At 73.3% G+C, this 24,228-nt stretch carries 20 protein-coding genes; 15 read left to right on the forward strand and 5 right to left on the reverse strand.

The features are described 5' to 3' along the window. The first annotated feature begins 28 nt into the window (after positions 1 to 28). The 6 genes from COO58_RS15440 (at position 29) to COO58_RS15465 (ending at position 7,137) form a co-directional block, all read left to right on the forward strand. A complete protein-coding gene (locus tag COO58_RS15440) occupies positions 29 to 760 on the forward strand; it encodes a succinate dehydrogenase cytochrome b subunit (protein ID WP_098745464.1) in 732 nt (243 codons plus the stop codon). Between the two features lies 1 nt (position 761). Further along, positions 762 to 2,696, forward strand: a complete 1,935-nt coding sequence (locus tag COO58_RS15445) for a fumarate reductase/succinate dehydrogenase flavoprotein subunit (RefSeq protein ID WP_091578476.1) — start codon at positions 762 to 764, stop codon at positions 2,694 to 2,696. After that, the gene (locus tag COO58_RS15450; RefSeq protein WP_091578479.1) at positions 2,693 to 3,454 is read left to right on the forward strand and encodes a succinate dehydrogenase/fumarate reductase iron-sulfur subunit; all 762 of its coding nucleotides are present in this window, start codon (positions 2,693 to 2,695) and stop codon (positions 3,452 to 3,454) included. The genes COO58_RS15445 and COO58_RS15450 overlap by 4 nt, the downstream gene beginning before the upstream one ends. 328 nt (positions 3,455 to 3,782) lie before the next feature. Then, the gene (locus COO58_RS15455) at positions 3,783 to 4,967 is read left to right on the forward strand and encodes a zinc-dependent alcohol dehydrogenase (RefSeq protein WP_098745466.1); all 1,185 of its coding nucleotides are present in this window, start codon (positions 3,783 to 3,785) and stop codon (positions 4,965 to 4,967) included. Then, positions 4,964 to 5,911, forward strand: a complete 948-nt coding sequence (locus COO58_RS15460; RefSeq protein ID WP_098745467.1) for an SDR family oxidoreductase — start codon at positions 4,964 to 4,966, stop codon at positions 5,909 to 5,911. Before COO58_RS15455 ends, COO58_RS15460 begins: the two co-directional genes overlap by 4 nt. 80 nt (positions 5,912 to 5,991) lie before the next feature. After that, positions 5,992 to 7,137, forward strand: coding sequence for an MBL fold metallo-hydrolase (locus tag COO58_RS15465; protein WP_091578486.1), 1,146 nt, complete (start codon positions 5,992 to 5,994; stop codon positions 7,135 to 7,137). A 4-nt stretch (positions 7,138 to 7,141) separates the two neighbouring features. Here the strand turns inward: COO58_RS15465 and COO58_RS15470 are convergent, their stop codons facing one another. Beyond that, the gene (locus tag COO58_RS15470; protein WP_098746375.1) at positions 7,142 to 8,653 is read right to left on the reverse strand and encodes a deoxyguanosinetriphosphate triphosphohydrolase family protein; all 1,512 of its coding nucleotides are present in this window, start codon (positions 8,651 to 8,653) and stop codon (positions 7,142 to 7,144) included. A gap of 101 nt (positions 8,654 to 8,754) precedes the next feature. Between COO58_RS15470 and COO58_RS15475 the strand changes: the two genes are divergently transcribed. Both COO58_RS15475 and COO58_RS15480 read left to right on the forward strand, forming a co-directional pair. Next, complete coding sequence (locus tag COO58_RS15475) at positions 8,755 to 11,307, forward strand: Tex family protein (protein WP_098745469.1); 2,553 nt, start codon at positions 8,755 to 8,757, stop codon at positions 11,305 to 11,307. A 351-nt stretch (positions 11,308 to 11,658) separates the two neighbouring features. Next, a complete protein-coding gene (locus COO58_RS15480) occupies positions 11,659 to 12,093 on the forward strand; it encodes a hypothetical protein (protein ID WP_091578491.1) in 435 nt (144 codons plus the stop codon). Here the strand turns inward: COO58_RS15480 and COO58_RS15485 are convergent. Further along, a complete protein-coding gene (locus COO58_RS15485) occupies positions 12,056 to 13,066 on the reverse strand; it encodes a DUF389 domain-containing protein (protein WP_091578494.1) in 1,011 nt (336 codons plus the stop codon). The two genes, COO58_RS15480 and COO58_RS15485, sit on opposite strands and share 38 nt — an antisense overlap. Positions 13,067 to 13,283: 217 nt before the next feature. On the opposite strand from COO58_RS15485, the gene COO58_RS15490 reads away from it, so the two are divergent. Genes COO58_RS15490 through COO58_RS15505 form a run of 5 tightly spaced genes read left to right on the forward strand, consistent with a single transcriptional unit; the run spans position 13,284 to position 18,449 of the window. Continuing rightward, complete coding sequence (locus COO58_RS15490; protein ID WP_091578496.1) at positions 13,284 to 14,414, forward strand: aminotransferase class I/II-fold pyridoxal phosphate-dependent enzyme; 1,131 nt, start codon at positions 13,284 to 13,286, stop codon at positions 14,412 to 14,414. Next, the gene (locus COO58_RS15495) at positions 14,411 to 15,469 is read left to right on the forward strand and encodes a GNAT family N-acetyltransferase (protein ID WP_091578499.1); all 1,059 of its coding nucleotides are present in this window, start codon (positions 14,411 to 14,413) and stop codon (positions 15,467 to 15,469) included. Before COO58_RS15490 ends, COO58_RS15495 begins: the two co-directional genes overlap by 4 nt. Position 15,470: 1 nt before the next feature. After that, positions 15,471 to 16,616, forward strand: a complete 1,146-nt coding sequence (locus COO58_RS30220) for a hypothetical protein (RefSeq protein WP_176558817.1) — start codon at positions 15,471 to 15,473, stop codon at positions 16,614 to 16,616. A 4-nt stretch (positions 16,617 to 16,620) separates the two neighbouring features. Next, a complete protein-coding gene (locus tag COO58_RS15500; protein WP_176558818.1) occupies positions 16,621 to 17,250 on the forward strand; it encodes a GNAT family N-acetyltransferase in 630 nt (209 codons plus the stop codon). Beyond that, on the forward strand, positions 17,247 to 18,449 hold the full coding sequence (locus COO58_RS15505) for a glycosyltransferase family 4 protein (RefSeq protein WP_098745471.1): 1,203 nt from the start codon (positions 17,247 to 17,249) through the stop codon (positions 18,447 to 18,449). Before COO58_RS15500 ends, COO58_RS15505 begins: the two co-directional genes overlap by 4 nt. 102 nt (positions 18,450 to 18,551) lie before the next feature. Here COO58_RS15505 and COO58_RS15510 read toward each other — a convergent pair whose 3' ends face one another. Genes COO58_RS15510 through COO58_RS15520 form a run of 3 tightly spaced genes read right to left on the reverse strand, consistent with a single transcriptional unit; the run spans position 18,552 to position 21,801 of the window. After that, positions 18,552 to 19,559: an NAD(P)-dependent oxidoreductase gene (locus tag COO58_RS15510; protein ID WP_091578507.1), complete on the reverse strand. Its 1,008-nt coding sequence runs from the start codon at positions 19,557 to 19,559 to the stop codon at positions 18,552 to 18,554. After that, on the reverse strand, positions 19,559 to 20,887 hold the full coding sequence (locus COO58_RS15515; RefSeq protein ID WP_255292632.1) for a nucleotide sugar dehydrogenase: 1,329 nt from the start codon (positions 20,885 to 20,887) through the stop codon (positions 19,559 to 19,561). Before COO58_RS15515 ends, COO58_RS15510 begins: the two co-directional genes overlap by 1 nt. Before the next feature lie 2 nt (positions 20,888 to 20,889). After that, complete coding sequence (locus COO58_RS15520) at positions 20,890 to 21,801, reverse strand: NAD(P)-dependent oxidoreductase (protein ID WP_098745473.1); 912 nt, start codon at positions 21,799 to 21,801, stop codon at positions 20,890 to 20,892. 321 nt (positions 21,802 to 22,122) lie between these two features. On the opposite strand from COO58_RS15520, the gene COO58_RS15525 reads away from it, so the two are divergent. Both COO58_RS15525 and COO58_RS15530 read left to right on the forward strand, forming a co-directional pair. Further along, positions 22,123 to 23,424, forward strand: coding sequence for a glycosyltransferase (locus COO58_RS15525; RefSeq protein WP_255292633.1), 1,302 nt, complete (start codon positions 22,123 to 22,125; stop codon positions 23,422 to 23,424). 5 nt (positions 23,425 to 23,429) lie between these two features. Beyond that, positions 23,430 to 24,134 (forward strand): sugar transferase, encoded by a 705-nt coding sequence (locus tag COO58_RS15530; RefSeq protein ID WP_091578515.1) that lies wholly within the window; start codon positions 23,430 to 23,432, stop codon positions 24,132 to 24,134. Positions 24,135 to 24,228 lie beyond the last annotated feature (94 nt).

Raw genomic sequence — 24,228 nt, forward strand, 5'->3', positions numbered from 1 at the left:
GCTTACGGCTATCAAGACTGCGATTTCGATGCATTGGACGCCTGATCGAAGTGCTCCTAGCGTCGGTCGTGTGGTAATCACGAAAACTCGGTCGCCCATCCGCTCGAACGTCGGCCTCAAGGCCGTCATGGCGGTGACGGGCATCATCCTGGTGCTGTTCCTGATCCTGCACATGCTCGGCAACCTGAAGATCTTCACGGGCGAGACCTCGTTCGACCACTACGCGCACTGGCTCCGGGACATCGGCACGCCGCTGCTGCCGACCACCTGGTTCCTGTGGATCCAGCGCACGGTCCTCACGGTGGCGGTGCTGGCGCACATCGGGGCGGCCACCGCGCTCGCGATGCGGGCCCGTGCCGCCCGACCGGTGGCGTACGCGCACCGCCGCAAGATCCACGTGAACTACGCGGCCCGCACGATGCGCTGGGGTGGTGTGATCATCCTGCTCTTCGTGATCTACCACATCCTGGACCTGACCACCGGTCACCTGAACCCGCAGGGCGACTCGTCCAACCCGTACGGCAACGTGGTCGCCGACTTCGCCCCGGGCCGCTGGTACGTCACGCTCTTCTACACGCTCGCCATCGTGACGCTCGGCTTCCACCTGCGCCACGGCGCCTTCAGCGCGTTCCGCAGCCTCGGCCAGCAGACGCCGAGGGGCGAGCGCCGGGCCCGCGCCGCCGCGCTCGTCTTCGCGGTGCTGCTCTGCGCCGGCTACCTGGTGGTCCCGTTCGCCGTACTCACCGGATTGGTGGACTGACATGGATCTGTACACCGAGGGCGACCCGATCGCCGACACCCGCGCCCCGGACGGCCCGATCGAGACCCGGTGGGATCGCCACCGGTTCGAGATGAAGCTGGTCAACCCGGCCAACCGCCGGAAGCTGACCGTGATCGTGGTCGGCACCGGCCTGGCCGGCGGCTCCGCCGCGGCGACCCTGGCCGAGCAGGGTTACCACGTCAGGTCCTACTGCTACCAGGACAGCCCGCGCCGGGCCCACTCGATCGCCGCTCAGGGCGGCATCAACGCCGCCAAGAACTACCGCAACGACGGCGACTCGGTGCACCGGCTCTTCTACGACACGGTCAAGGGCGGCGACTTCCGCTCCCGCGAGTCGAACGTGCACCGGCTGGCCGAGGTCTCGGTCAACATCATCGACCAGTGCGTCGCCCAGGGCGTCCCGTTCGCCCGCGAGTACGGCGGCCTGCTCGACACCCGCTCGTTCGGCGGCGCGCAGGTGCAGCGCACCTTCTACGCCCGGGGCCAGACGGGCCAGCAGCTGCTGCTCGGCGCGTACCAGGCGCTGGAGCGGCAGATCGGCCTGGGCAACGTGGAGATGAACTCCCGCCACGAGATGCTCGAGCTGGTCATCGTCGAGGGCCGGGCCCGCGGCATCGTGGTCCGCGACCTGGTCACCGGCGAGATCAGCACCGAGATGGCGGACGCGGTCGTGCTCGCCTCCGGCGGTTACGGCAACGTCTTCTACCTCTCCACCAACGCCAAGGGCTGCAACGTCACCGCCTCCTGGCGGGCGCACCGCAAGGGCGCGTACTTCGCCAACCCCTGCTACACCCAGATCCACCCGACCTGCATCCCGGTCTCCGGCGACCACCAGTCGAAGCTGACCCTGATGAGCGAGTCGCTGCGCAACGACGGCCGGGTGTGGGTGCCCAAGGCCAAGGGCGACGACCGCAGCCCGCGGGACATCCCGGAGGACGAGCGGGACTACTACCTGGAGCGGATCTACCCCTCCTTCGGCAACCTGGTCCCCCGCGACATCGCCTCCCGCGCCGCGAAGAACGTCTGCGACGAGGGACGCGGCGTCGGCCCGACCGGGCTCGGCGTCTACCTGGACTTCGCCGACGCCATCGATCGGCTCGGCCGCAAGGCCATCGAGGCCAAGTACGGCAACCTGTTCGAGATGTACGAGCGGATCACCGGCGAGGACCCGTACCAGGTGCCGATGCGGATCTACCCCGCCGTGCACTACACGATGGGCGGCCTCTGGGTCGACTACGACCTCCAGTCGAGCATCCCGGGCCTGTTCGTGATCGGCGAGGCCAACTTCTCCGACCACGGCGCGAATCGGCTCGGCGCCTCGGCGCTGATGCAGGGCCTGGCCGACGGCTACTTCGTGCTGCCGAACACGCTGGCCAACTACCTGGCCGCGAACCCGGTCGAGAAGATCGACGCCAGCCACCCCGAGGCGGTCGCGGCGCGCACCGAGGTCGAGGAGCGGCTGAGCCGGCTGCTCGCGGTCAACGGCGACCGCACGGTGGACTCGTTCCACCGGGAGCTGGGCCAGATCATGTGGGAGCACTGCGGCATGGAGCGCTCCGAGGCCGGGCTGCGCAAGGCGATCGACGAGATCCGCGCGCTGCGCGAACAGTTCTGGCAGCGGGTACGCGTGCCGGGCGACGGCGAGGGGCTCAACCAGTCGCTGGAGAAGGCCGGCCGGGTGGCCGACTTCTTCGAGCTGGCCGAGCTCATGTGCATCGACGCGCTGCACCGCGAGGAGTCGTGCGGCGGCCACTTCCGGGCCGAGTACCAGACCCCGGACGGCGAGGCGCAGCGCGACGACGACCGCTTCGCCTACGTGGCGGCCTGGGAGTACACCGGCACCGGTGAGCCCGTGCTGCACAAGGAAGACCTGACCTTCGAATACGTCCACCCCACGCAGCGGAGCTACAAGTGAACCTGACCCTGCGCATCTGGCGCCAGACGGGCCCCGAGGACAAGGGTCGGATGGTGAGCTACCCGGTGCAGGACGTGTCCCCCGACATGTCCTTCCTGGAGATGCTCGACGTGCTCAACGAGCGGTTGATCCTCGACGGCGAGGAGCCGGTCGCGTTCGACCACGACTGCCGCGAGGGCATCTGCGGCGCGTGCAGCCTCATGATCAACGGTGAGGCGCACGGCCCGCAGCGCGGCACCACCGCCTGCCAGCTGCACATGCGGCAGTTCTCCGACGGCGACACGATCGACATCGAGCCCTGGCGGGCCCGGGCCTTCCCGGTCGTCAAGGACCTGGTGGTGAACCGCAACGCCTTCGACAAGATCATCGCTGCCGGCGGCTACGTGACCGCGCCGACCGGTAGCGCCCCGGAGGCGCACTCCACCCCGGTGGCCAAGGCCAACGCGGACGCCGCCTTCGAGTCGGCCGCCTGCATCGGCTGCGGCGCCTGCGTGGCGGCCTGCCCGAACGGCTCCGGCATGCTCTTCACCGCCGCCAAGATCACCCAGCTCTCGCTGCTGCCGCAGGGCCAGCCCGAGCGCTACACCCGGGTGATCGGCATGGTGGACGCGCACGACGAGGCCGGTTTCGGCGGCTGCACCAACATCGGCGAGTGCGCCGCGGCCTGCCCGAAGGGCATCCCGCTGAACACCATCGGCCGGCTCAACCGGGACTTCCTCAAGGCGACCACCAAGCGCGCCGGCACCCCCGGCTCCTGACCCGACGTTCCACCCGACCGCCGCGCTCCGCACCGAGGGGCGCGGCGGTCGGCGTTTACCCGGGTCCCCCGCGGTCCCCCTTCGACTGCCTTTCGAGCTGAGTGGTTTCTGATATCGCCCACCGACAGGTCTGCCCGGCGAGCCCGACGCGCCAGTCGGTCGGCGCACCGGCGGTGAGTCGTTTCTGATATCAGCTCGAAAGGCAGCGCGACCCACACCCCCGGCGCCCGCGTGGCACGCCACACCCGACCCCTCCCGACGGCGCCGGTTCAAGTCGCTCCTCTCGGGTAGCAGTCCCATGGACGGCACCGAGAGGGGACATTCAGGCATGAAGGCACTCACCTGGCACGGCAAGCGGGACGTTCGCGTGGAGGACGTTCCGGATCCCCGGATCGAGGAGCCGACCGACGCGATCGTCCGGATCACCTCGACCGCCATCTGCGGCTCCGACCTGCACCTGTACGAGGTGCTCGGGCCGTACCTGAAGCCCGGCGACGTGCTCGGGCACGAGCCGATGGGCATCGTCGAGGAGGTCGGCCCGGGCGTGACCCGGCTCAAGAAGGGCGACCGGGTGGTCGTCCCGTTCAACATCTCCTGCGGCTCGTGCTGGATGTGCGAGCGGCAGCTCTACGCGCAGTGCGAGACCACCCAGGTGACCAGCCAGGGCAAGGGCGCCTCGCTGTTCGGCTACACGTCGCTCTACGGCTCGGTCCCGGGCGGCCAGGCCGAGTACCTGCGCGTGCCGCAGGCCCAGTTCGGCCCGATCAAGATCCCGGACACCGGGGCCGACGAGCGGTGGCTCTACCTGTCCGACATCCTGCCCACCGCCTGGCAGGCGGTGAAGTACGCGGACACCCCGCCCGGCGGCACCCTGGCCGTGTTCGGTCTCGGCCCGGTCGGGCAGTTCAGCGCCCGGATCGGCCGCCACCTCGGCGCCGGCCGGGTGATCGGCCTGGACCTGGTGCCGGAGCGGCTGGAGATGGCCCGCCGCCACGGCATCGAGGTGCTCGACGTCAGCCAGCTCGACGACGTGCCCGGCGCGCTCATCGACCTGGTCGACGGGCGCGGTCCGGACGCGGTGATCGACGCGGTCGGGATGGAGGCGCACGGCGCGCCGCTGGGCAAGGTCGCCCAGACCGCCGCCGGGCTGCTGCCGGACAAGCTGGCCCAGGCCATGACCGACAAGGCCGGCGTGGACCGGCTCGTGGTGCTGCACGCCGCGCTCAAGGCGGTCCGGCGCGGCGGCACCGTCTCGATCTCCGGGGTGTACGGCGGCGAGCAGGACCCGATGCCGCTGATGGAGATGTTCGACCGGGGAATCCAGCTGCGCATGGGGCAGTGCCACGTGCGGCGCTGGGTCGACGAGATCATCCCGCTGCTGGAGGGCGACGACGACCCGCTGGGCGTCGAGGACCTGCGGACCCACCGGCTGCCGCTGGCCCAGGCGCCGCAGGCGTACGAGATGTTCCAGAAGAAGGAGGACGGCTGCGTCAAGGTCGTGCTCGCACCGTGACCCGTACCGTGGTCGTCACCGGCGCGACCAGCGGGATCGGCCGGGCGGCGGCCCGGGAGCTCGCGGGCCGCGGGGACCGTCTGGTCCTCGCGGCCCGCTCCCCCGAAACCCTGGAACAGGTACGCCGGGAGTGCGCCGACGCGGGCGCCGCGGACGTCCGGATCGTGCCGACCGACGTGACCGCCCCGGACGCGCTCGACACCCTTGCCGCCACCGCGATCGCCGAGTTCGGCCGGATCGACGTCTGGGTGCACACCGCGGCCGTGATGGCGTACGGGCGCTTCGAGGAGATCCCGGCGGAGGTCTTCGACCAGGTGGTCCGGACCGACCTGCTGGCCGCCGCCGGGGTCGCCCGGGTGGCGTTGCGGCACTTCCGGGCGACCGGGGGCGGCACGCTGATCCTCACCGGATCGGTGCTGGGACACATCACGGCGCCCTACATGAGCGGGTACGTGACCAGCAAGTGGGGGCTGCACGGCCTGGCCCGGGCGTTGCAGCAGGAGTCGCGGGACCTGGACGGGGTGCACGTCTGCCTGGTCACGCCGGGCAGCGTCGACACGCCCGTCTACCAGCAGGCGGCGAACTACCTCGGCCGGATCGGCCGGCCCCCGCTGCCGATCACCACCCCGGAGCGGGTGGCCCGGGCCATCGCGCACTGCGCCGACAAGCCCCGCCGGGAGATCTCGGTGGGCCGGGTCAACCTGGTCATGCGGTTCGGCTTCACCGCGCTGCCGGCCGTCTACGACGTGCTGGTCGGGCCGCTGATGCGGATCGGCGGGCTCACCGGACGCCCGGTGCCGCCGACGGACGGGGTGGTGTTCGCACCGAACCCGGCCGGTGAGGCGGTCCGGGGCGGCTGGCTGCCCGACGTGTCGCGGGTGGTGCGGTCCGTCGGCGACGCCACCGCCGCTGTCGGCTCGGCCGTCCGTCGGCGGCTGCGCTGAGCCGCGGCGGGTCGGTCGTCCGCACGGACCGGCGCGGGGGTGGATACCGTGTACTGCGGGACACGGCGGAGGGGACGACCATGCGCACACCAGCGGAGCGGGCACCGGAGCGGGCGAGCGGCGGGCGGGCCTGGCGGATCGCCGGGCTGGCGGCCGTCGCCGGCCTGGCCTGGGCGGCGCGGGACATCCCGGCCCAGCTCGGTGGCCGGCTCAGCGGCGCGCGGGCGGAGCGGGCGGCCCGGTCGCCGCGGTTCCGCGACGGCACGTTCCACAACCCGGCCGGCACCAGCGCCACCATGGTCGCCGACCCGGGCCGCAACCTGGTCCGGGAGCTGATCTTCGGCAAGCAGAAGCGGCGGCCCGACAGCGCCGTGCCGCTGCTGCGCCCGGCCGATCCGGCGCCGGGTGACCCGGCCCGCGAGCTGAACGCGATCTGGTACGGGCACGCGTCGACGCTGGTGGAGATCGAGGGGCACCGGGTGCTGCTCGACCCGGTCTGGAGCGACAGGTGCTCGCCGTCGGCGCTGGTCGGCCCGCGGCGCATCCACGAGCCGCCGGTCCGGCTGGACGAACTGCCCCCGCTGGACGCCGTGCTGATCTCGCACGACCACTACGACCACCTCGACATGGACACCGTGCGCGGGCTGCTCGCCCACCAGTCCGCGCCCTTCCTGGTGCCGCTCGGCGTCGGCGCCCACCTGGACCGGTGGGGCGTTCCGGAGGAGCGCATCGTCGAGCTGGACTGGTCGGAGAGCCACCGGGTCGGCGGGCTCACCGTCACCGCCACCGCCGCCCAGCACTTCTCCGGGCGCGGGCTGCGCCGCGACGGCACGCTCTGGAGTTCCTGGGTGGTGGCCGGCGCGCACCGGAAGGTCTTCTACACCGGTGACTCCGGCTACTTCGACGGCTACGCCGCGATCGGCGCCGAGCACGGCCCGTTCGACCTCACGCTCATGCAGATCGGGGCGTACGACCGGGCCTGGCCGAACATCCACATGTTCCCCGAGGAGGCCGTCGCCGCCCACCTCGACGTCCGCGGCGAACTGCTGGTTCCGGTGCACTGGGGCACCTTCAACCTGGCCCTGCACGACTGGTCCGAGCCGGTGGACCGACTGTGGGCCGAGGCGAAGGCCCGGGACGTCCGGCTGGCCGTGCCGCGCCCGGGCGAGCGGGTAATGGTCGACGAGCCGCCGACGGTGGACGGCTGGTGGCAGGCGATCGCCTGACGCGTCAGAGCACGAACGCGTCGGTCCACAGGGCGCCGGAGCGGCCGGAGAGCGCATCCAGCATCGCCACCGCCTGACCGTCGGTGAGCTGCGCGACGAAGTCGACGATCGCCCGCCCCCGGGCCCGGCCGATCCGGTCCGGGGTACGCGGGTGCAGCTCCGCTTCGGCCAGTTCGACGAGGTCGTGCAGGCGGCGGGGCAACCGGGACTCCTCCTCCGGGTCCAGCAGCCACTCCCAGAGCGCCTCCACCAGCGTGCCCAGCAGCCGTGCCTGGCCGCGCTGGTGCAGGGCCAGGTCGGGGCGGGCCAGCACGAACCGGTGGTGCACGAACTTGAGCACCTGCACCTCGTGCCACTGCGCCCGGTCGAGCTGGACGTAGCCGGAGCGCACGTCCGGCTCGGGGGTCACCGTGATCGCCTCCACGAAGCGGGTCGACCAGCGGGCGGAGAACCGCGCGACGTACTGCTCCGCCTCGATCGAGCCGTCGAAGGGCAGCGCCAGCAGCCCTTCCACCAGTTCCTCCCGGACGTGCTCGACCGCGGCGGCGAACGCGTCGTCGTCGGCGATCCAGGCGTCCTTGCGGTGCAGTTGGCGGCGCAGTCGTTCGATCGCCGCCCCCGGTCGCCGGCCGGCGGCCTCCAGCGCCGAGGCGGTGATCGAACGCAGGTGCCCGTACTCGCGCTGCCAGGCCATCAGCTCGGCGGCCACCGCCCCCTGCTGGAGCACCCCCACGCGATAGAAGTCCTCCACGTCGTGGATGGCGTACGCGATGTCGTCGGCGGTGTCCATGACGGACGCCTCCGGGGTCTGCTGCCAGTCCGGGATGCGTCCGGCGAACGGCTCCCGGGCCTGCCGCAGGTCGTCCAGCTCGGTGCGGTACGCCCCGAACTTGACCGACCCGCTCTCCGGGTCGTCCGGCGGCGCCGCCGCGCCCCGGGGCGCCGGGTCGAGGTGCCGCGGATGCGGGTCGGGGTGGTCCAGCCGGGTCCACGGGTACTTCAGCATCGCCGCGCGGACGGCGGCGGTCAGGTCGAGCCCGGTGGTCGCCGCGCCGCGGATCTCGGTGCTGGTGACGATCCGGTACGACTGGGCGTTGCCCTCGAAGCCGTCGGCGAGCCCGAGCCGCTGCCGGGCCAGCCGGTCCAGGACCCGCTCCCCCAGGTGCCCGAACGGCGGGTGCCCGAGGTCGTGGGCGAGCGCGGCGGCCTCCACCACGTCCGGGTCGCAGCCGCCGAGCTTCTCCAGCAGGTCCCGGTGGGCCGGGTCGGCGGTCAGCCGTTCGGCGATCGCCCGGGCCACCTGCGCCACCTTGAGGCTGTGGGTGAGCCGGTTGTGCACCAGCAGCCCGGATCCGCCCGGGCTGATCACCTGGGTGACGCCGTTGAGCCGGGCGAAGAACGGCGAGCCGACGATCCGGTCCCGGTCGGCCCGGAACGGGCCGGCGGCCAGGTCGCCGAGCGCCCGGGCGCTGCCCCCGAAGAGCCGCCGGGCCCGCGGATCCGCAGGTACCTCCATGATCGCCACGCTAGCGCAGCTCGCGGCGGGCCGGGCACAGCCGGTCGGAGGCGAACGGCACAATGCAGGGCGGAACCCACCCGAGAAGGCGGATGACAATCGTGACCCAGTCTGTGCACCAGCGGATCGCCGAGGAACTCGGCGTCGCCGAACGTCAGGTGCGGGCGGCCGTCGAGCTGCTCGACGGCGGCGCCACCGTGCCGTTCATCGCCCGCTACCGCAAGGAGGCCACCGGCCTGCTCGACGACGCGCAGCTGCGCACGCTGGAGGAGCGGCTGCGCTACCTGCGCGAGCTGGACGAGCGGCGCGCCGCCGTGCTGGAGTCGATCCGGAGCCAGGGCAAGCTCGACGAGGCGCTGGAGGCGCAGATCCTCGCCGCCGACTCGAAGTCCCGCCTGGAGGACATCTACCTGCCCTACAAGCCGAAGCGGCGGACCCGGGCGCAGATCGCCCGCGAGGCCGGGCTGGAGCCGCTCGCGGACACGCTCCTCGCCGACCCGACGCAGGACCCGAGGACGGTCGCCGCCGGGTTCGCCGACCCGGACAAGGGCGTCGCGGACGCCGCTGCCGCGCTGGACGGGGCGCGGGCCATCCTGATCGAGCGCTTCGCCGAGGACGCCGACCTGATCGGCACGCTGCGCGAGCAGATGTGGTCGCGGGGCCGGCTGGTCTCCCGGGTACGCGAGGGCCAGGAGACGGCCGGCGCGAAGTTCGCCGACTACTTCGACTTCGCCGAGCCGTACCCGAAGCTGCCCTCGCACCGGATCCTCGCCATGCTCCGGGGCGAGAAGGAGGGCGTGCTGGAGCTGACCATGGATCCGGAGGCCGAGGCCGAGGGCGACGCCGACGCGGCCACCGGGCCCAGCCGCTACGAGGCCGCCGTCGCCGGCCGGTTCGGCGTCAGCGACCAGGGGCGGCCCGCCGACCGGTGGCTGGCCGACACGGTGCGGTGGGCCTGGCGTACCCGGATCCTCATCCACCTCGGCGCGGACCTGCGGATGCGGCTGTGGCAGGCGGCCGAGGAGGAGGCGGTCCGCGTCTTCGCCACCAATCTGCGCGACCTGCTGCTGGCCGCGCCCGCCGGCGCCCGCCCCACCATGGGCCTCGATCCGGGCCTGCGCACCGGCGTGAAGGTGGCCGTGGTCGACGCCACCGGCAAGGTGGTCGCCACCGACACGATCTACCCGCACGAGCCGCGCCGGCAGTGGGACGCCTCCCTGCACACGCTCGCCACACTGGCCGCCGCGCACGGGGTCGAGCTGGTGGCGATCGGCAACGGCACGGCCAGCCGGGAGACCGACAAGCTGGCCGGTGACCTGATCAAGCAGCACCCCGAGCTGAAGCTGACCAAGGTGGTGGTCTCGGAGGCCGGCGCGTCGGTCTACTCGGCCTCCGCGTACGCCTCGCAGGAGCTGCCCGGTCTCGACGTGTCGCTGCGCGGGGCGGTCTCCATCGCCCGCCGCCTCCAGGACCCGCTCGCCGAGCTGGTGAAGATCGACCCGCGCTCGATCGGGGTCGGGCAGTACCAGCACGACCTGTCCGAGGTGAAGCTGTCCCGCTCCCTCGACGCGGTGGTGGAGGACTGCGTCAACGCGGTCGGCGTGGACGTCAACACCGCCTCCGCGCCGCTGCTCACCCGGGTCTCCGGCATCGGCGCCGGCCTTGCCGAGAACATCGTGTTGCACCGCGACGCCAACGGGCCGTTCCGCACCCGGGCCGAGCTGAAGAAGGTGGCCCGGCTCGGGCCGAAGGCGTTCGAGCAGTGCGCCGGCTTCCTGCGCATCCCCGGCGGGGACGACCCGCTCGACTCGTCCAGCGTGCACCCGGAGGCGTACCCGGTGGTCCGCCGGATCCTCGCCTCCACCGGGCAGGATGTGCGCGCGCTGATCGGGAAGTCGGCCATCCTGCGCGGCCTGCGGGCGACCGACTTCGTCGACGACACGTTCGGTCTGCCCACCGTCACCGACATCCTGGCCGAGCTGGAGAAGCCCGGCCGCGACCCGCGCCCGGAGTTCCGCACGGCCACGTTCGTCGAGGGCGTCGAGAAGATCGGCGACCTGACCCCGGGCATGGTGCTGGAGGGCGTGGTGACGAACGTGGCCGCGTTCGGCGCGTTCGTCGACGTCGGCGTGCACCAGGACGGCCTGGTGCACGTCTCGGCCATGTCGCACACGTTCGTGAAGGACCCGCGCGACGTGGTGAAGTCCGGTGACGTGGTCAAGGTCCGGGTGCTCGACGTGGACGTGCCGCGCAAGCGGATCTCGCTGACGCTGCGGCTGGAGGACGAGGCGCCGGCCGGGGGCGGGCGCCCCGCGGGCGGCGACGGCCGGCGGGAGCGCGGCGGCCAGGGCGGCGGTCCGCGCGGCGGCGGCCAGAGCCGGGGCGGCCAGGGCGGCGGTCCGCGCAGCGGCGGCCCGCGCGGCGGCGGTCAGAGCGGCGGCGGTCAGAGCGGCGGCGGTCAGAGCGGCGGCGGCCAGGGTGGCGGCGGCCCGCGCGGCGGCAGTCAGGGTGGCGGCGGCCAGGGTGGCGGTCAGCGTGGCGACCGGGGCGGCTCGCGCGGTGGTCCGCAGCAGCGGCAGGGGCGCGGCGGCGGGGCGCCCGCACCGGTCAACGACGCCATGGCGGAGGCGCTGCGCCGGGCCGGCCTGGCCTGACCTCGTCGCGGCCTGTCGAGCTGATATCACGAACGCCTCAGCCCGACAGCGTCGCCGGAGGGGAGCTGCCGGCCGGCCCGTCGATGGCGAACCGGTGCGGCGCGAATGCGGTACACGGATGCCCGCTCCCGCGCCGGTGCGCGGGACCGGGTCTGGCGCGGGACCGGGTCTGGCGCGGGACCGGGTCTGGCGCGGGACCGGGTCTGGCGCGGGACCGGGTCTGGCGCGGGACCGGGTCTGGCGCGGGACCAGGTCCGGCGCGGGACCGGGCGCAGGTCCGGCGTGGGACCAGGGCGTGGGGCCGGGCCGGGCGGGTCTGGGTGGCGCGGATGTCGGCGTACCCTCGCCGGTGTGAGCGGGGACGACGACGTGCGGTGGCGGGAGCGGCAACGTCACGCGGTGCGGGCGCACGCGGAGGCGGCCGCCCGGGAACGCGAGGTGGAGCAGGCAGAGGCCGCGGAGCTGGTGGCCCGGTTCGCCGCCGAGGCACTGCGGCGCGGGTTGCCCACCGACCGGTTGACGGCGACCGGCCACGACGGGCGCGGTCGTTACCGCACCCGGCTCACCGGGTGGTACGTGGATCGGGCGGGCAGCCGGGCGGTGGACACCGAGGGGCGGTTCTATCTGCTGACGGTGCCGCCGAGCCTGCGGTCCCGGCTGCTCGGCGCCGCGCCCCAGCCCAGCGCACCGCCCCTGGTCGTCGGTCGGGGTGGCCGGGACGGCGAGTCGGTACCGCTGGCGACGCTGCTCAGCCGGCGTCTCGAGGCGGGCGACGACCGGCGCTGACCGGGGACGGGCCACCGTCGGCCCGCTGCCGCGGCACCGCGTGCGCGGCCCGCCGCGCGACGTGCCGCCACCAGCAGAGCTGGACGACCAGGGTGAGCAGGCCGGCCAGCACGATGGCGGCCAGGTTGATCACCAGTTGCAGGGCGGAGCCGGCCGCCTCGGGCCACACCCCGTACGCGGTCGCGACGGCCACGTTGGCGGCTGCCGGAACGGTGGTCACCGAGATCAGCACGCCGACCAGCGAACCGGACTTCTTCGAGGTCAGCGAGAGCATGCCGGCGACGCCGGCGAGCAGCCCGACCACCCAGGAGAGCGCGTCCGGGCGCCAGATGAAGTCGGTCAGCGGCCGCTCGTCCAGCAGCATCTCCCGGCTGACCAGGCCGGCCGCGGTGAGCGCCCAGGTGCTGAGCACGGTGGCGACCATGGCGGTGAGGAAGCCGACCGTCAGGGCCTGCACCGACCGACCGATGACCGGCGGCTGACGCCGCAGCAGCGCCACGCAGAGCGCGGCGAGCGGCCCGAACTCGGGGCCGACCACCATCGCGCCGACGATCAGGATGGGCTGGTCGAGCAACACACCGATGCCGGCGATCATGGTCGCGACCACGATCAGGGCGAGGAACGTGCCGGTGAGCACGGTCTGCTCTCCGGTCTTCGCGGCGATCTCGTCCCAGACCACCGCGTCCTCGCCGTGCCCGGGCGCCTCCTCGGCGGCCCGGTCGGCCGCCTCCGAGAGCGTCAGCTCCACGTCGTCGGCGGCGATCGCCCCGTGCGTCTCGACGCCGAGGTCCTGGAGCTCGCGCAGCACGTTGTCCGCGCTTTCCCGGACGACGTCACAGGTGACGTAGTCGCCGGCCGGCTGGCGTGCCGCCCCGGGGAGCACCACGAGGTGGGTCACTCCTGGGTCAGCCGCCAGCAGTTCGACGACGGCCGACGACCGGTCGCTGGGAGCGATCACTCGGAGGTGCAGCAATCGGGGCTCCTGGGCTCGGGGACGTTCGGACGTGGCCGACGCACTCTACTCCGGGGGTCGTCGCTCCCGACCGCCGTCACGGAGCGAGCGTGTCCGCAGGGGGAACGGTGCGTTGAGGACGATGACACCGGCAACTCTAAATACCGACATAAGCGCCTCTAACGGCCTATCTCTGGTAAAACGCTAGAGTCCACCGCAGGCGTGTGATTGGAGCCGCATGGCCGGCCGCATCTTCCTGTCCTCCCCGGACGTCGGCACGCTGGAGGAGTCCTACCTGCTCGACGCGCTGCGTTCCGGCTGGGTGGCACCGGTCGGGCCGGACCTGGACGCCTTCGAGCGCGAGGTCGCGGCGCGGGCCGGTGTGGCCGCGGCGGTCGGGGTGAGCAGCGGCACGGCCGCCCTGCATCTGGCGCTGCTCGCGCTGGGCGTCGGCCCGGGACAGGTGGTCGTCGTTCCCACCCTGACCTTCGCCGCATCCGCCAACGCGGTCGTCTACACCGGCGCCGAGCCCGTCTTCGTCGACTGCGACCCGGAGACCGGGAACCTCGACGTCCCGCTGCTCCTCGACACCCTCGACCGGTTGGGCGCGCAGGGCCGCCGGGTCGGCGCCGTCATGGCGGTGGACCTGTTCGGAGGCTGCGTCGACTACACCGCCCTGCTGCCGGCGTGCGCCGCCGCCGGCGTGCCGGTCGTCGAGGACGCCGCCGAGGCGTTGGGCGCGACCCACCACGAGCGGCCCGCCGGTTCGTTCGGCCGGGTCGCCGCGTTCTCCTTCAACGGCAACAAGATCATGACCACCTCCGGCGGCGGCATGATCGTCTCCGACGACGTCGGTCTGATCGGCCGGTGCCGTCATCTGGCGACTCAGGCGCGCGAGCCGGTCCCGCACTACGAACACGTCGAGATCGGTTACAACTACCGACTCAGCAACCTGCTCGCCGCGCTCGGGCGGGCCCAGCTGAGTCGGCTCGACGCCATGATCGCTCGTCGCCGTCGCCTGCGCGAGCGGTACGCCAAGCTCTTCGCGCCGGTCCCCGGCGTACGGCTGCTCAACGAGGCCGACACCGGTTCGAACTGCTGGCTGACCACGGTGGTGGTGGATCCGGAGCGGGCCGGGTGGTCCGCCACCGACCTGAGTCGCCGGCTCGCGTCCGTCGACATCGAGACCCGTCCGGTCTGGAAGCCGATGCACCTGCAACCGGTCTTCGCCCGGGCCACCCGGTTCGTCACCGGAGCCGCCCAGCACCTCTTCGCCCACGGGCTCAACCTGCCGAGCGGTTCGGCTCTCACCGACGCCGAGGTGGACCGCGTCGAGGGGGCCGTCGTCCGATTCCTGGAGAACAGATGACCGTCACCGTCGACGTCACCGACGCCGGCCCGATCGACCCGGCCACCGACGCCCGCCGCCCCGACGTGTACTTCACCAGCGGCTACGGCGAGGCGGTAGCCGCCGACGGCTCGGGTTCGTGGCGCCTGGCCCACCACGACGACGACCTGGTGCTGCTGCCGTACCTGCTCCGGCCGGTGGCCGACGACGCGGCCGACGCCGTGAGTCCCTACGGTTACTGCGGCATCCACGTCGCCCCGGAGTGTCCCGCGAGCGAACTGGTCGCGTTCTGGTCGGCGCTGGGCGACCGGTGGCGCGCGGAGGGCGTGGTCAGTCTCTTCCTCCGGTTCTCGCCGCTCGACCCGGCATCGGTCGACGCGGTTCGCGACCTGGACGGGATGTCCCTGACCAGGCGCGCGGACACCGTCACCGTGCCGGTGCGGACGGCGTCGGCGGACATCTGGGACGGCATGGAGGGTCGATCCCGAACCGCGATCCGCAAGGCGCGGCGCGGCGGCATGCACGGCACCGTGCGACCGGCGGGAGCCGAGGACGTGGATGCCGGGTCCCCCTTCCGCCGGCTGTACGAGTCCACCATGACCCGCGTCGGCAGCACGGCCGGCTACTTTTTCCCGGAGGTCTACTACCAGCGCCTGCTGACCGGGCTCGGTCCGTCACTGTCGCTTGCGGAGGTGCGCGACGGCAGTTCCGCCGTGGTCGCGGCCGCCCTGGTGCTGCGGCACGGCGGCCGGGTGCACTACCACCTTGCCGGGTCACGACCGGAGGCCGCTCGCGAGGGCGCCAACAACATGCTCGTGTGGACGATCCTGGAGTGGGCGGCGGAGACCGGGGCGGACGTCGTCCACCTCGGGGGCGGGTTGCAGGCGGACGACAACCTCTTCCGCTTCAAGCGCGCGTTCGGTGGGCTGCGCACACCGTTCTGGACCGGCGCGGTGGTCCTCGATCCCGAGCGGTACGAGCGGCTCACCGAGGAGCGCGCCGCCCGGGTCGGCCTGCCGGCGGCGCACCTGCGGCAGAGCGGCTACTTCCCGGCCTACCGGTTCGGCGGGGCCTGAGGTGCCCCGCAGCGACCAACGGCTGACGGCACGGCCACGGATCGCCGCCGACGACCGGTGGGAGGTCGGGTCGTCGTTCCCCCTCATGCCGGCGTCCGGCCCCGGCACGACGCGGCTGCCGAGCCCGCTCCGGCTGTACGGCACCGGCCGGCAGGCGCTGCTGGCCCTCCTGCGCATGGGGCGGACGGATCTGGGCTGGACCGCGGTGCACCTGCCCGCCTACTACTGCCCGCCGGTGGCGGACGCCGCCGCGACCGTGCTCCCGGTGCGACGGTACGACGCCGGTCCGCGAGGGCACGTGGAGCCCGCCCGCCCTGGTCCGACCGAGGTGGTCGTCGCGGTGTCGTACTTCGGTGATCCCCCGGCGGCGCCGGCCACCCGGGGCGCCGCGCTGGTCGTCGACAGCACCCACGACCCGTTCGCGCCCTGGCTGCCCTCGGCCGCCGCCGACTACGTGCTGGCCGCCCTGCGCAAGACCCTGCCCCTGCCCGACGGGGGCGCGCTGTGGTCGCCGGCGGGTCACCGCCTGCCCGCGCAGCCCGCGCCCTCGCTCCGGCACCGGGCGGCGGCCGGGCAGGTCCTGGCCGCCATGTGCCTGAAGGCGGCGTACCTGTCCGGGGCCCCGGTCGAGAAGAGCGCCTTCCTGTCCGCCTTCGCCGCCGGCGAGGCGGCGTACGGGTCGACCGCGATCAGCGGGCCCAGCGACTACACCCGCGAGGTGTTGCCGGCCATGCCGGTGGACCGGTGGCGCCGGCAACGGATGGCCAACGCCGTGGTTCTCGGTGACGCGCTGGCCGACGTCGTCGGGTTGCGAGCACATGTCCACCCGTTCGGCGTCGTCGTGGAGTGCGACTCCGCCGAGCGACGTGACGCGCTGCGGGCGGCCCTGGTCACCCGCCGCGTCTATCCGGCTGTCCTGTGGCCACAGCCGCCGGACGCGCCGAGGCGGCACCTGGACTACTCCCGCCGCATGGTGCACCTGCACACCGACCACCGCTGGGGCGCGGAGGACATGCTCCGGGTCGCCGCCCGGATCCGCGACGTCCTGGCCCCGGCGACGGGGCCGAGACGTGCCGACGCCGGTGACATCCCGGGCGGCCGCGGACAGCAGGACCGACGCCCGATCCGACAGATTCGCGAGAGGTGATGGAATGCTGACTGGCCGACTGGTGGCGCTGAGGCCGATGGCCGCCGCCGACCTCGAGTTCCTGGCCGACCTCACCAATGCCGGCCCGGTACGCACCCACGTCGTCGGCTGGGACTGGCCGGTGGCGGCGGACGCCCAACGCGAGTGGCTCGCCCAGACCCACCGCGACGGGCGGAACCGTCGGCTCACCGTCACCGACGCGGCGACCGACGAGCCGATCGGGATGACCGGCCTGTGGGAGATCGACTGGCACAACCGCTCGGCGCTCAGCGCCGTCAAGCTGATGCCGGGACGCGCCCCGAAGGGCGCGGGCACCGACTCGATCATGTTGATGATGGCGTGGAGCTTCTACGAGGTGGGCCTGCGACGCCTGCACAGCACCATCCTGGACTTCAACGCGGCCAGCCTCGGCGCGTACGTCCGCCGGTGCGGCTGGCGCATCGAGGGCCGGGAGCGGCAGGCCGTGTTCCGCCGTGGCGAATGGCGCGACCTGCTCCGGGTGGCGATCCTGCGGTCGGAGTTCGACGAGCTGCCCGACTCCGCCGAGTACGTCGAGCGGGTCTGCGGCGCGCCCCACCGGCCGGCCGACGCCGGCGCCGGAGTGGTTCGGCAGCTGGCGGAGATGACCCGATGAGGGTCACGGTCACCGCGGAGTCGCGGTTCCTCCGCACCCCGGACGGTCGGGTGTGGATCGAGATCGGCCCCGACCACGCGATCTGGACGCGGTACCTCGCCGCGTTCGACAAGGTGCGGGTCGTCGCCCGCGTCCTCGACGTGCCCGAAGCCCCGGCCGGCGCCAACCGGGTCGACGGCCCGGGTGTCCACGTCTGGGCCCTGCCGCACTACGTCGGGCCGGCCGGCTACGTCCGCAACCTGCCCGGCATCCGCCGGGCGGTGATCGGCGCCACCGACGGCGCCGACGCGGTGATCCTCCGGGTGCCGTCGCCGATGGCCACCATGCTCAGCAACTGGCTGGACCGGCGGGGCCGGCCCTACGCCCTCGAGGTGATCGGCGACCCGTACGACGTGTTCGCTCCCGGCGTCGTCGACCATCCGCTGCGCCCCGTGCTGCGCCGCTGGTGCACCGGCGCCATGCGCCGACAGTGTCGCAGCGCGGTCGCGGTCAGCTACGAGACCACCCGTACGCTCCAGGCCCGCTATCCCGCGCGGCCGGACGTGCCGGCGATGGGGATCTCCTCGGTCGACCTGCCGGACGACGCCTACGTCGCCTCCCCGCGGGTGGCCGGGCCGGCCCCGCAGCGGCCGACCCTGGTGTCGGTGGGCTCGTTGGAGCAGCTCTACAAGGGCATCGACACCCTGATCGAGGCGATCGCGCGGTTGGACGCCACCGTACCGCCGGTTCACCTGGTGCACGTCGGTGTCGGCCGGAGCCGTCCGGCGCTGGAGGACCTCGCGGCGCGGTCGGGTCTGGCCGACCGGGTCCGGTTCGTCGGGTGGCTGCCCGGGGTGGACGCCCTGCGTGATCAGCTGGACTCGGCGGATCTGTTCGTCATGCCCTCGCGTACGGAAGGGCTCCCGCGGGCGTTGATCGAAGCGATGGCCCGGGCCCTGCCGGCGATCGGCTCCACCGCGGGCGGCATTCCCGAGCTTCTCGCCCCGGACGCCATGTTCCAGCCGGGGGACGCGGCGGGCCTGGCCGCCCTGATCGGCCGTACGGTGACCGATCCGGATCGGCTGGCCGAGCACTCCCGTCGGAACCTGACCCGCGCGCGGGAGTTCAGCGCGGACCGCCTCGGTGCCCGACGGACCGAGTTCTACCGGTCGGTCGCCGACTGGACGCGCCCGCGGTCGCTGCTGGGCGACCGTCGCTGAGCCGGCGGCAGGGGGCCGCGCAGACGGATGGTCCCCGTCGGTCCCGAGGGACCGACGGGGACCATCCGTTCTGGCGTCGTCGCCTGAACCGGGCGTCGCCGGTCAGCGGCTCGCCGGAGCGGCCGCGCGGGGTGAGCCGGCGCCGGTCGTGGCCGGCTGGTCCCGGTACCACTCGAAGGTCCGCCGGACGCCCTCGACGAGCGGCACCGCGGGTTCGTAGCCGGTCAGTCGACGCAGTTTGCCGAGGTCGGGCCGACGCCGGTGCACGGAACGCGCGGGCGCGGGCAGCACCTGGATCGACGCCGTGCTGTCGGCCATGGAGAGGACGAGCCGGGCCAGGTCGGCGATGTTGGTCTCCTCCCGGTCGTTGCCGAGATGCACGATCTCGCCGTCGGCCGCCGGGGTCGCCATCAGTCGGACGACCGCCTCGACGGCGTCGTCCACGTGGCAGAACGCGCGGTACTGGTCGGCGCCCCAGACCCGGAAGGGGTCCTCGCCGGAGAGCGCGCGCAGGGCCATCTCGGGGATGACGTGGTCGCTTCCCATCCGCGGCCCGTACACGTTGTGGAACCGACCGACCACGGCGGTCGCGCCCCGGGCGCGGGCGCCGTGCAGCACCAACGCCTCACCGGTGAGCTTGCTGACCGCGTAGGCCAATCGGGGCGACTTCACGTCGGCGATCATCAGGGGCACGTCCTCGGCGGTGGGAACCGGGACCACGCCGGCGTCCACCCCGCCCGCGTACACCTCGCTGGTGGAACTGAAGAAGATCTGGTGTCCGGGGCGCACCCAGTCGACCAGGTGAAGCGCGGTCAGGGTGTTGACCCGGAGCACCCGGGTGGGATCGGCCTCGACGTTGCGGACCCCGACCACCGCGGCGAGCAGGTAGACCTGGTCCACGTCCCGGGGCAGCGTCTTCCAGGCCGACTCGGTGGTCAGATCCGCCGAGCGGACCTCGACCGACGGGTTCCGGCCGAGTGCGGACAGCCGCTCGTCGGCGCGGCCCCGGGAGAAGTCGTCGACCAGGACCACGCGGTGGCCGTCCTCGACCAGGCGTTCCGCCAGGTGCAGACCGATGAAGCCGGCGCCGCCCAGAATCAGTGCGCGCATCAGGCGGACACCTCCCGCTCCAGCCGGGCGGGCGAGTCGGGCGCCCGGTAGCCGATCCCGGCGTAGCGGACGCCGGCCGTCCGGACGGCCGCCTCGTCGAGGATCCGCCACGAGTCGAAGACCAGCCGCACCGGCGTGCCGGCGAGCAGTGACCCCACCGGAAGGGCCCGGTAGTCCGGGTGGTCGGTCAGGACCAGCACCGCGTCCGAGTCCGCGAACGCCTTGTCCAGGCTGATCGGCTCGGCGCCCAGATCGCGGATCACCTCGGCCGCCACCATCGGATCGTGGCCGAGGACGGTCATTCCGGCCGCTCGGAAGGTCCCGAGCATCGCGACGACCGGGGCGCCTCGCATGTCGTCGGTGGGCGGCCAGCCCTTGTAGGCCCAGCCCAGCACGGCGAGCTTGACGTCCCGGGTGGAGCCGTGGGCCTGCCGGACCAGCTCGACGACCTCGCCGGCGACGTGCGCCGGCAGGTGCTCGTTGAGCCGGCGCGCGGGGCCGACCAGGAACGGCGGCTCCGCCTGCGCGCTCGCGATCATCAGGTACGGGTCCTTGGACAGGCATCCGCCGCCGACGTAACCCGGCCGGGCCAGGTCGGGTCGGGGGTAGTCGGCGTTGGCGGCGGCGATCACCTCCAGCGGATCGAGGCCGTGTCGTCCGGCGATCAGCGCCAGTTCGTTGCCGAACGAGTAGATCAGATCCGTGTGGCAGTTGTTGGCGAGCTTCACCAGCTCCGCCGCCTCGAGGCTGGACACCGGCACGAGCTGGCGGACGAGCCCGCCGAGGAACGCCTGTCCCGCCTCGACGCTGGCGTCGTCCAGCCCACCGACCACCTGCGGCAGCTCGACCAGTTCCCGCAACGCCTGACCCTGGATGGTCCGCTCCGGCGCCATGACCAGCCGGACGTCGGCACCCCACGCCTCGGTCAGCACGGGCAGCACGACCCGCCTGGTGGTGCCCACCGGCACGGTGCTCCGCACCACGACCAGGGTGCCGGGCCGGCAGGTCCGTGCGACGTACGCCGCCGCCTCGGCCAGGTTCTCCAACCGGGGCTCGTGGGTGTCCTCGTCGACCGGGGTGGAGACACAGAGCACGACGGCGTCCACCTCGGCCGGGAGGTGCTCGTCCACCAGCAGGGTCCGCCCCACGTGCCGGGCGAACACCTCCTCCACGCCGGGCTCGTACAGATGCGGACGCCCCGCGCGCAACGCCTGCCGGACCCGGGGCTGGGCGTCCACCCCGTGCACCCGGTAACCCTTGTCCGCCAACGCGGCGGCGAGCGTCACACCGACGTAGCCAAGCCCGACGATTCCGATTCTGCGGTACACGATCATCCCTTCGAGGAGGTGAGAGAAAGGTCGTCCGACGCCTCGGTCCAGACGGCACGGACGGTCTCAGCGAGGTCGAGCATCGGCGACCAGCCCAGGTCCTGCCGGGCCGCGGTGACGTCGGCCCGGATCCAGGGCACGCCCGCCGAACGCTCGGCGCCGGGAGCAGGTGACGTCTCCGACACCGGGCCGGCGAAGCCCGCCTCGGCGGCGAGGGCGTGCACCACCTCCCGGACCGGCACGGCGACGCCGCTGCCGATGTTGTAGACGACCCGGGGCAGCGTCGGGGCGAGCACGGCGGCCCGGACCGCGAGAGCGACGTCCCGCACGTCCACGAAGTCCCGGTACGCGTCGAGCGGGCCCACCTCGATCCGGTGGGCTCCGGACCGCATCGCGTCCGCGAGCAGCCGCGCCACCCGTCCGAGCACACCCGTGGCCGGCAGGCCGGGGCCGACCGGGTTGAACACCCGCAGCACCACGGCATCGAGCCGGTCGGTCGCCAGCTCCATGAGCCGGGTGGCGGTGAGGTGACTGAGCCCGTACGCGCCGAGCGGTCGGGCCGGGTCGGACTCGGACACCGACCGGCCGACCGGCACCTGCCCGTACTCGCCGGCGGAGCCGAGTCGCACCAGCCGGGCGCCGGGGGCGGCGTGGGCCACCGCGTCGACGAGCCGGGCCGTGACCAGGGCGTGCGCCTGGAGCAGCTGCTCCGCGCTGCCGTCGAGACGACCGGTGCAGTTGACCACCACGGTCGGGCGCACGTCCCGGACCAGGTCGGTGAGCGGCGCGACTCCGGTGGTCAGCAGATCGCAGTCGGCGCGGCCCGGACAGACGAGGGACGCGTGCGGCGCCAGCGCGGCCCGCACGTGTCGACCCAGGAATCCGTTGGCTCCGAACAGCAGGACCGTACTCATGCCGGCACCCGCGGCGTGCGGGGCAACGGCGTGCGGAGTATCGGGGCGCGGTTCGACTCGCCCACGGGCGCCTCCCTCGGGTCGGCTCACAGCGGTCCGGTCGAGTGGCCGGACGACAGTCGGTACGCCAGGTCAACGCCGCCGAGATGGTCCGGTTGCGCGTTTTTCGCCGAAATAGCCGCGCGCCTCCCCGGTCACGCCCGTCCGGTCTCCTCCCCCGTGGGTCGACCGGCCATTAAAGTCCGGAAATCCCAAATAGCCGCCACACATGCTGATACAACGGTTATCGGCCGTTTTATCGACTGGCTGGAGGCCCGTGACGTGAGCAGACCTGACGCCGACCCGCCCTCCCCGAGGCAGGACGCGCCTGCCCTGCGGATCGTCATACTGGTCAAAACGAACGAGGGCGGGATCTGGATCGTCCAGCCGGCCCGCGCCATGGCGGAGCGGGGTCACGAGGTCGTGGTCGTGCTCCCGCCCGGCGACGGCAAGCTCACCCGGCGCCTCGCCGAGCACGGCATCCGGACCGTCGACTCACCGTTCTCGTTCCGGTTCCGCCCCGACCTCACCACCCTGCGCGGCCTGTGGCAGCTGCGCCGACTGCTCCGTCGGCTGCGACCGGACGTCCTCAACTACCACCTGTACGCGGCCACCCTGGCGGGTCGACTCGCCAGCCTGGGCCTGCCGCTGACCCGGGTGCACACCGTGGTCGGCCCGCTGTTCCTGGAGTCCCCGCTGATCCGCCGGGTCGAGCGCCGGCTCTGGCGGCTGGACGACGTCATCGTCTGCGGCACCGCCTACACCTCGCGGTGCTACGCGGCCCTCGGCGTACCGACCCCCCGCCGCCCCGTGGTCACCTGCGGCATCGACACCTCCCGCCTCAGCCCGGTGCCCGGCGAGGACCACGAACCGGTGGTGAACGCCCGGGCGGTCGAGCGGGCGCGGCGTGAGCAGCGCGCCAAGGCGCGGGCCGACCTCGGCGTCGCCGAGGACGTGCTGCTCGTCCTCATGGTCGCCTACGTCTATCCGGCGAAGCGACTGGTGGCGCGCGGCCGACCGATCAAGGGACACGACGTCCTGCTGGAGGCCTGGCGCCGCTTCCGGACCGCCGCGCCCCAGGCCCACCTCATGCTCGTCGGGGGCGGCCTCGGCGACGAGGCGCAGCGCCTGCGCCGAGACCTGATCGACCGGTACGGCGTCGCCGACGACCCCACCGTCACCTGGTTCGACTCCGTCGACGACGTCCGCCTGCACTACCAGGCGGCCGACCTCAGCGTCAGTCCGTCCCTGTCGGAGGGACACGGCGCCTCGGTGGAGGCGAGCGCGATGGCGGTGCCGAGCGTGGTCAGCGACGCGGGCGGACTGCCGGAGACGGTGACCGCAGACTCGGGCTGGGTGGTGCCACGCGACGACCCGTCCGCGCTGGCCGCCGCCCTGAGCGCCGCGTACGCGGAGTTCCGCGCCGGCACGCTGGCGTCCCGCGGCATCCGGGCCCGGGAACTCGCCGTCCGGCACTTCGATCATCGTCCGGCCGCCCGTGAGGTGGTCTCCATCCTGGAGCGAGCCGCCGCCGCCCGACGCGGTCGGGTCGGCGAGCCCATCCGCACGGGGGTCACACGATGAGCGCCATGGGCCGCACCCGCCTGCTCGGTCCGCGCGGCGACGAGGCGGCCAAGCGCGCCGTCGACCTGACCGTCGCCGTCCTGGCGCTCGTCCTGACCGCGCCGCTCCTGGCGGCCGCCATGCTGGCGGTGCTGCTCCGGATCGGCGCACCGGTCCTGTTCGTGCAGGAACGCACCGGGCGGCACGGGCGACCGTTCCGGATCTACAAGCTGCGCACGATGACCGACGACCGGGACGCGGACGGCGAGCTGCTGCCCGACGCGGTCCGCTGCCCACCGACGGGCCGGCTGTTGCGACGGCTCAGCATCGACGAGCTGCCGCAGCTGTGGAACGTGCTGCGCGGCGACCTGAGCCTGGTCGGCCCCCGTCCCCTGGTGCGCCAGTACGACCCCTGGTACACCGAGCGCGAACGGCAGCGGTTCCTGGTCCGTCCGGGCCTCACCGGTCTGGTGCAGATCAGCGGGCGCAACGGCCTGACCTGGGATGAGCGGCTCGAGCTGGACGTCCGCTACGTCCGGGAGCGGTCACTCGGGCTGGACCTGCGGATCCTCCTGCGCACCGCCCGGGCGGTGCTCGTCGGCACCGGCGCCTCGGCCACCGCGCGGGCCCGGACGGTCGACCTGGACGCGGAACGGCGGGCCTGGCTCGCGGTCGCCGGCCGGTCCGTCGGTCCGGCGGCACACAACCTGCCGAGCGCCCCGCGGAGCTGACCGTCCGGGCGCGACCCGAACGCGCCGCCCACGGTCGCCCGGACGCGACGACGCCGGAAGACGAAAAGAAACGCTCCCCGCACCGTGGCGGTGC

The sequence above is a fragment of the Micromonospora sp. WMMA1996 genome (assembly GCF_002573675.1).
GTDB lineage: Bacteria > Actinomycetota > Actinomycetes > Mycobacteriales > Micromonosporaceae > Micromonospora > Micromonospora sediminicola.

Excerpts from the sequence above, each read along its gene's own strand:
- COO58_RS15440 (WP_098745464.1), top strand. The coding sequence starts at position 29 with ATGCATTGGACGCCTGATCGAAGTGCTCCTAGCGTCGGTCGTGTGGTA.
- COO58_RS15445 (WP_091578476.1), top strand. The coding sequence starts at position 762 with ATGGATCTGTACACCGAGGGCGACCCGATCGCCGACACCCGCGCCCCG.
- COO58_RS15455 (WP_098745466.1), top strand. The coding sequence starts at position 3,783 with ATGAAGGCACTCACCTGGCACGGCAAGCGGGACGTTCGCGTGGAGGAC.
- COO58_RS15465 (WP_091578486.1), top strand. The coding sequence starts at position 5,992 with ATGCGCACACCAGCGGAGCGGGCACCGGAGCGGGCGAGCGGCGGGCGG.
- COO58_RS15470 (WP_098746375.1), bottom strand. The coding sequence starts at position 8,653 with ATGGAGGTACCTGCGGATCCGCGGGCCCGGCGGCTCTTCGGGGGCAGC.
- COO58_RS15490 (WP_091578496.1), top strand. The coding sequence starts at position 13,284 with ATGGCCGGCCGCATCTTCCTGTCCTCCCCGGACGTCGGCACGCTGGAG.
- COO58_RS15495 (WP_091578499.1), top strand. The coding sequence starts at position 14,411 with ATGACCGTCACCGTCGACGTCACCGACGCCGGCCCGATCGACCCGGCC.
- COO58_RS15500 (WP_176558818.1), top strand. The coding sequence starts at position 16,621 with ATGCTGACTGGCCGACTGGTGGCGCTGAGGCCGATGGCCGCCGCCGAC.
- COO58_RS15505 (WP_098745471.1), top strand. The coding sequence starts at position 17,247 with ATGAGGGTCACGGTCACCGCGGAGTCGCGGTTCCTCCGCACCCCGGAC.
- COO58_RS15510 (WP_091578507.1), bottom strand. The coding sequence starts at position 19,559 with ATGCGCGCACTGATTCTGGGCGGCGCCGGCTTCATCGGTCTGCACCTG.
- COO58_RS15520 (WP_098745473.1), bottom strand. The coding sequence starts at position 21,801 with ATGAGTACGGTCCTGCTGTTCGGAGCCAACGGATTCCTGGGTCGACAC.
- COO58_RS15530 (WP_091578515.1), top strand. The coding sequence starts at position 23,430 with ATGGGCCGCACCCGCCTGCTCGGTCCGCGCGGCGACGAGGCGGCCAAG.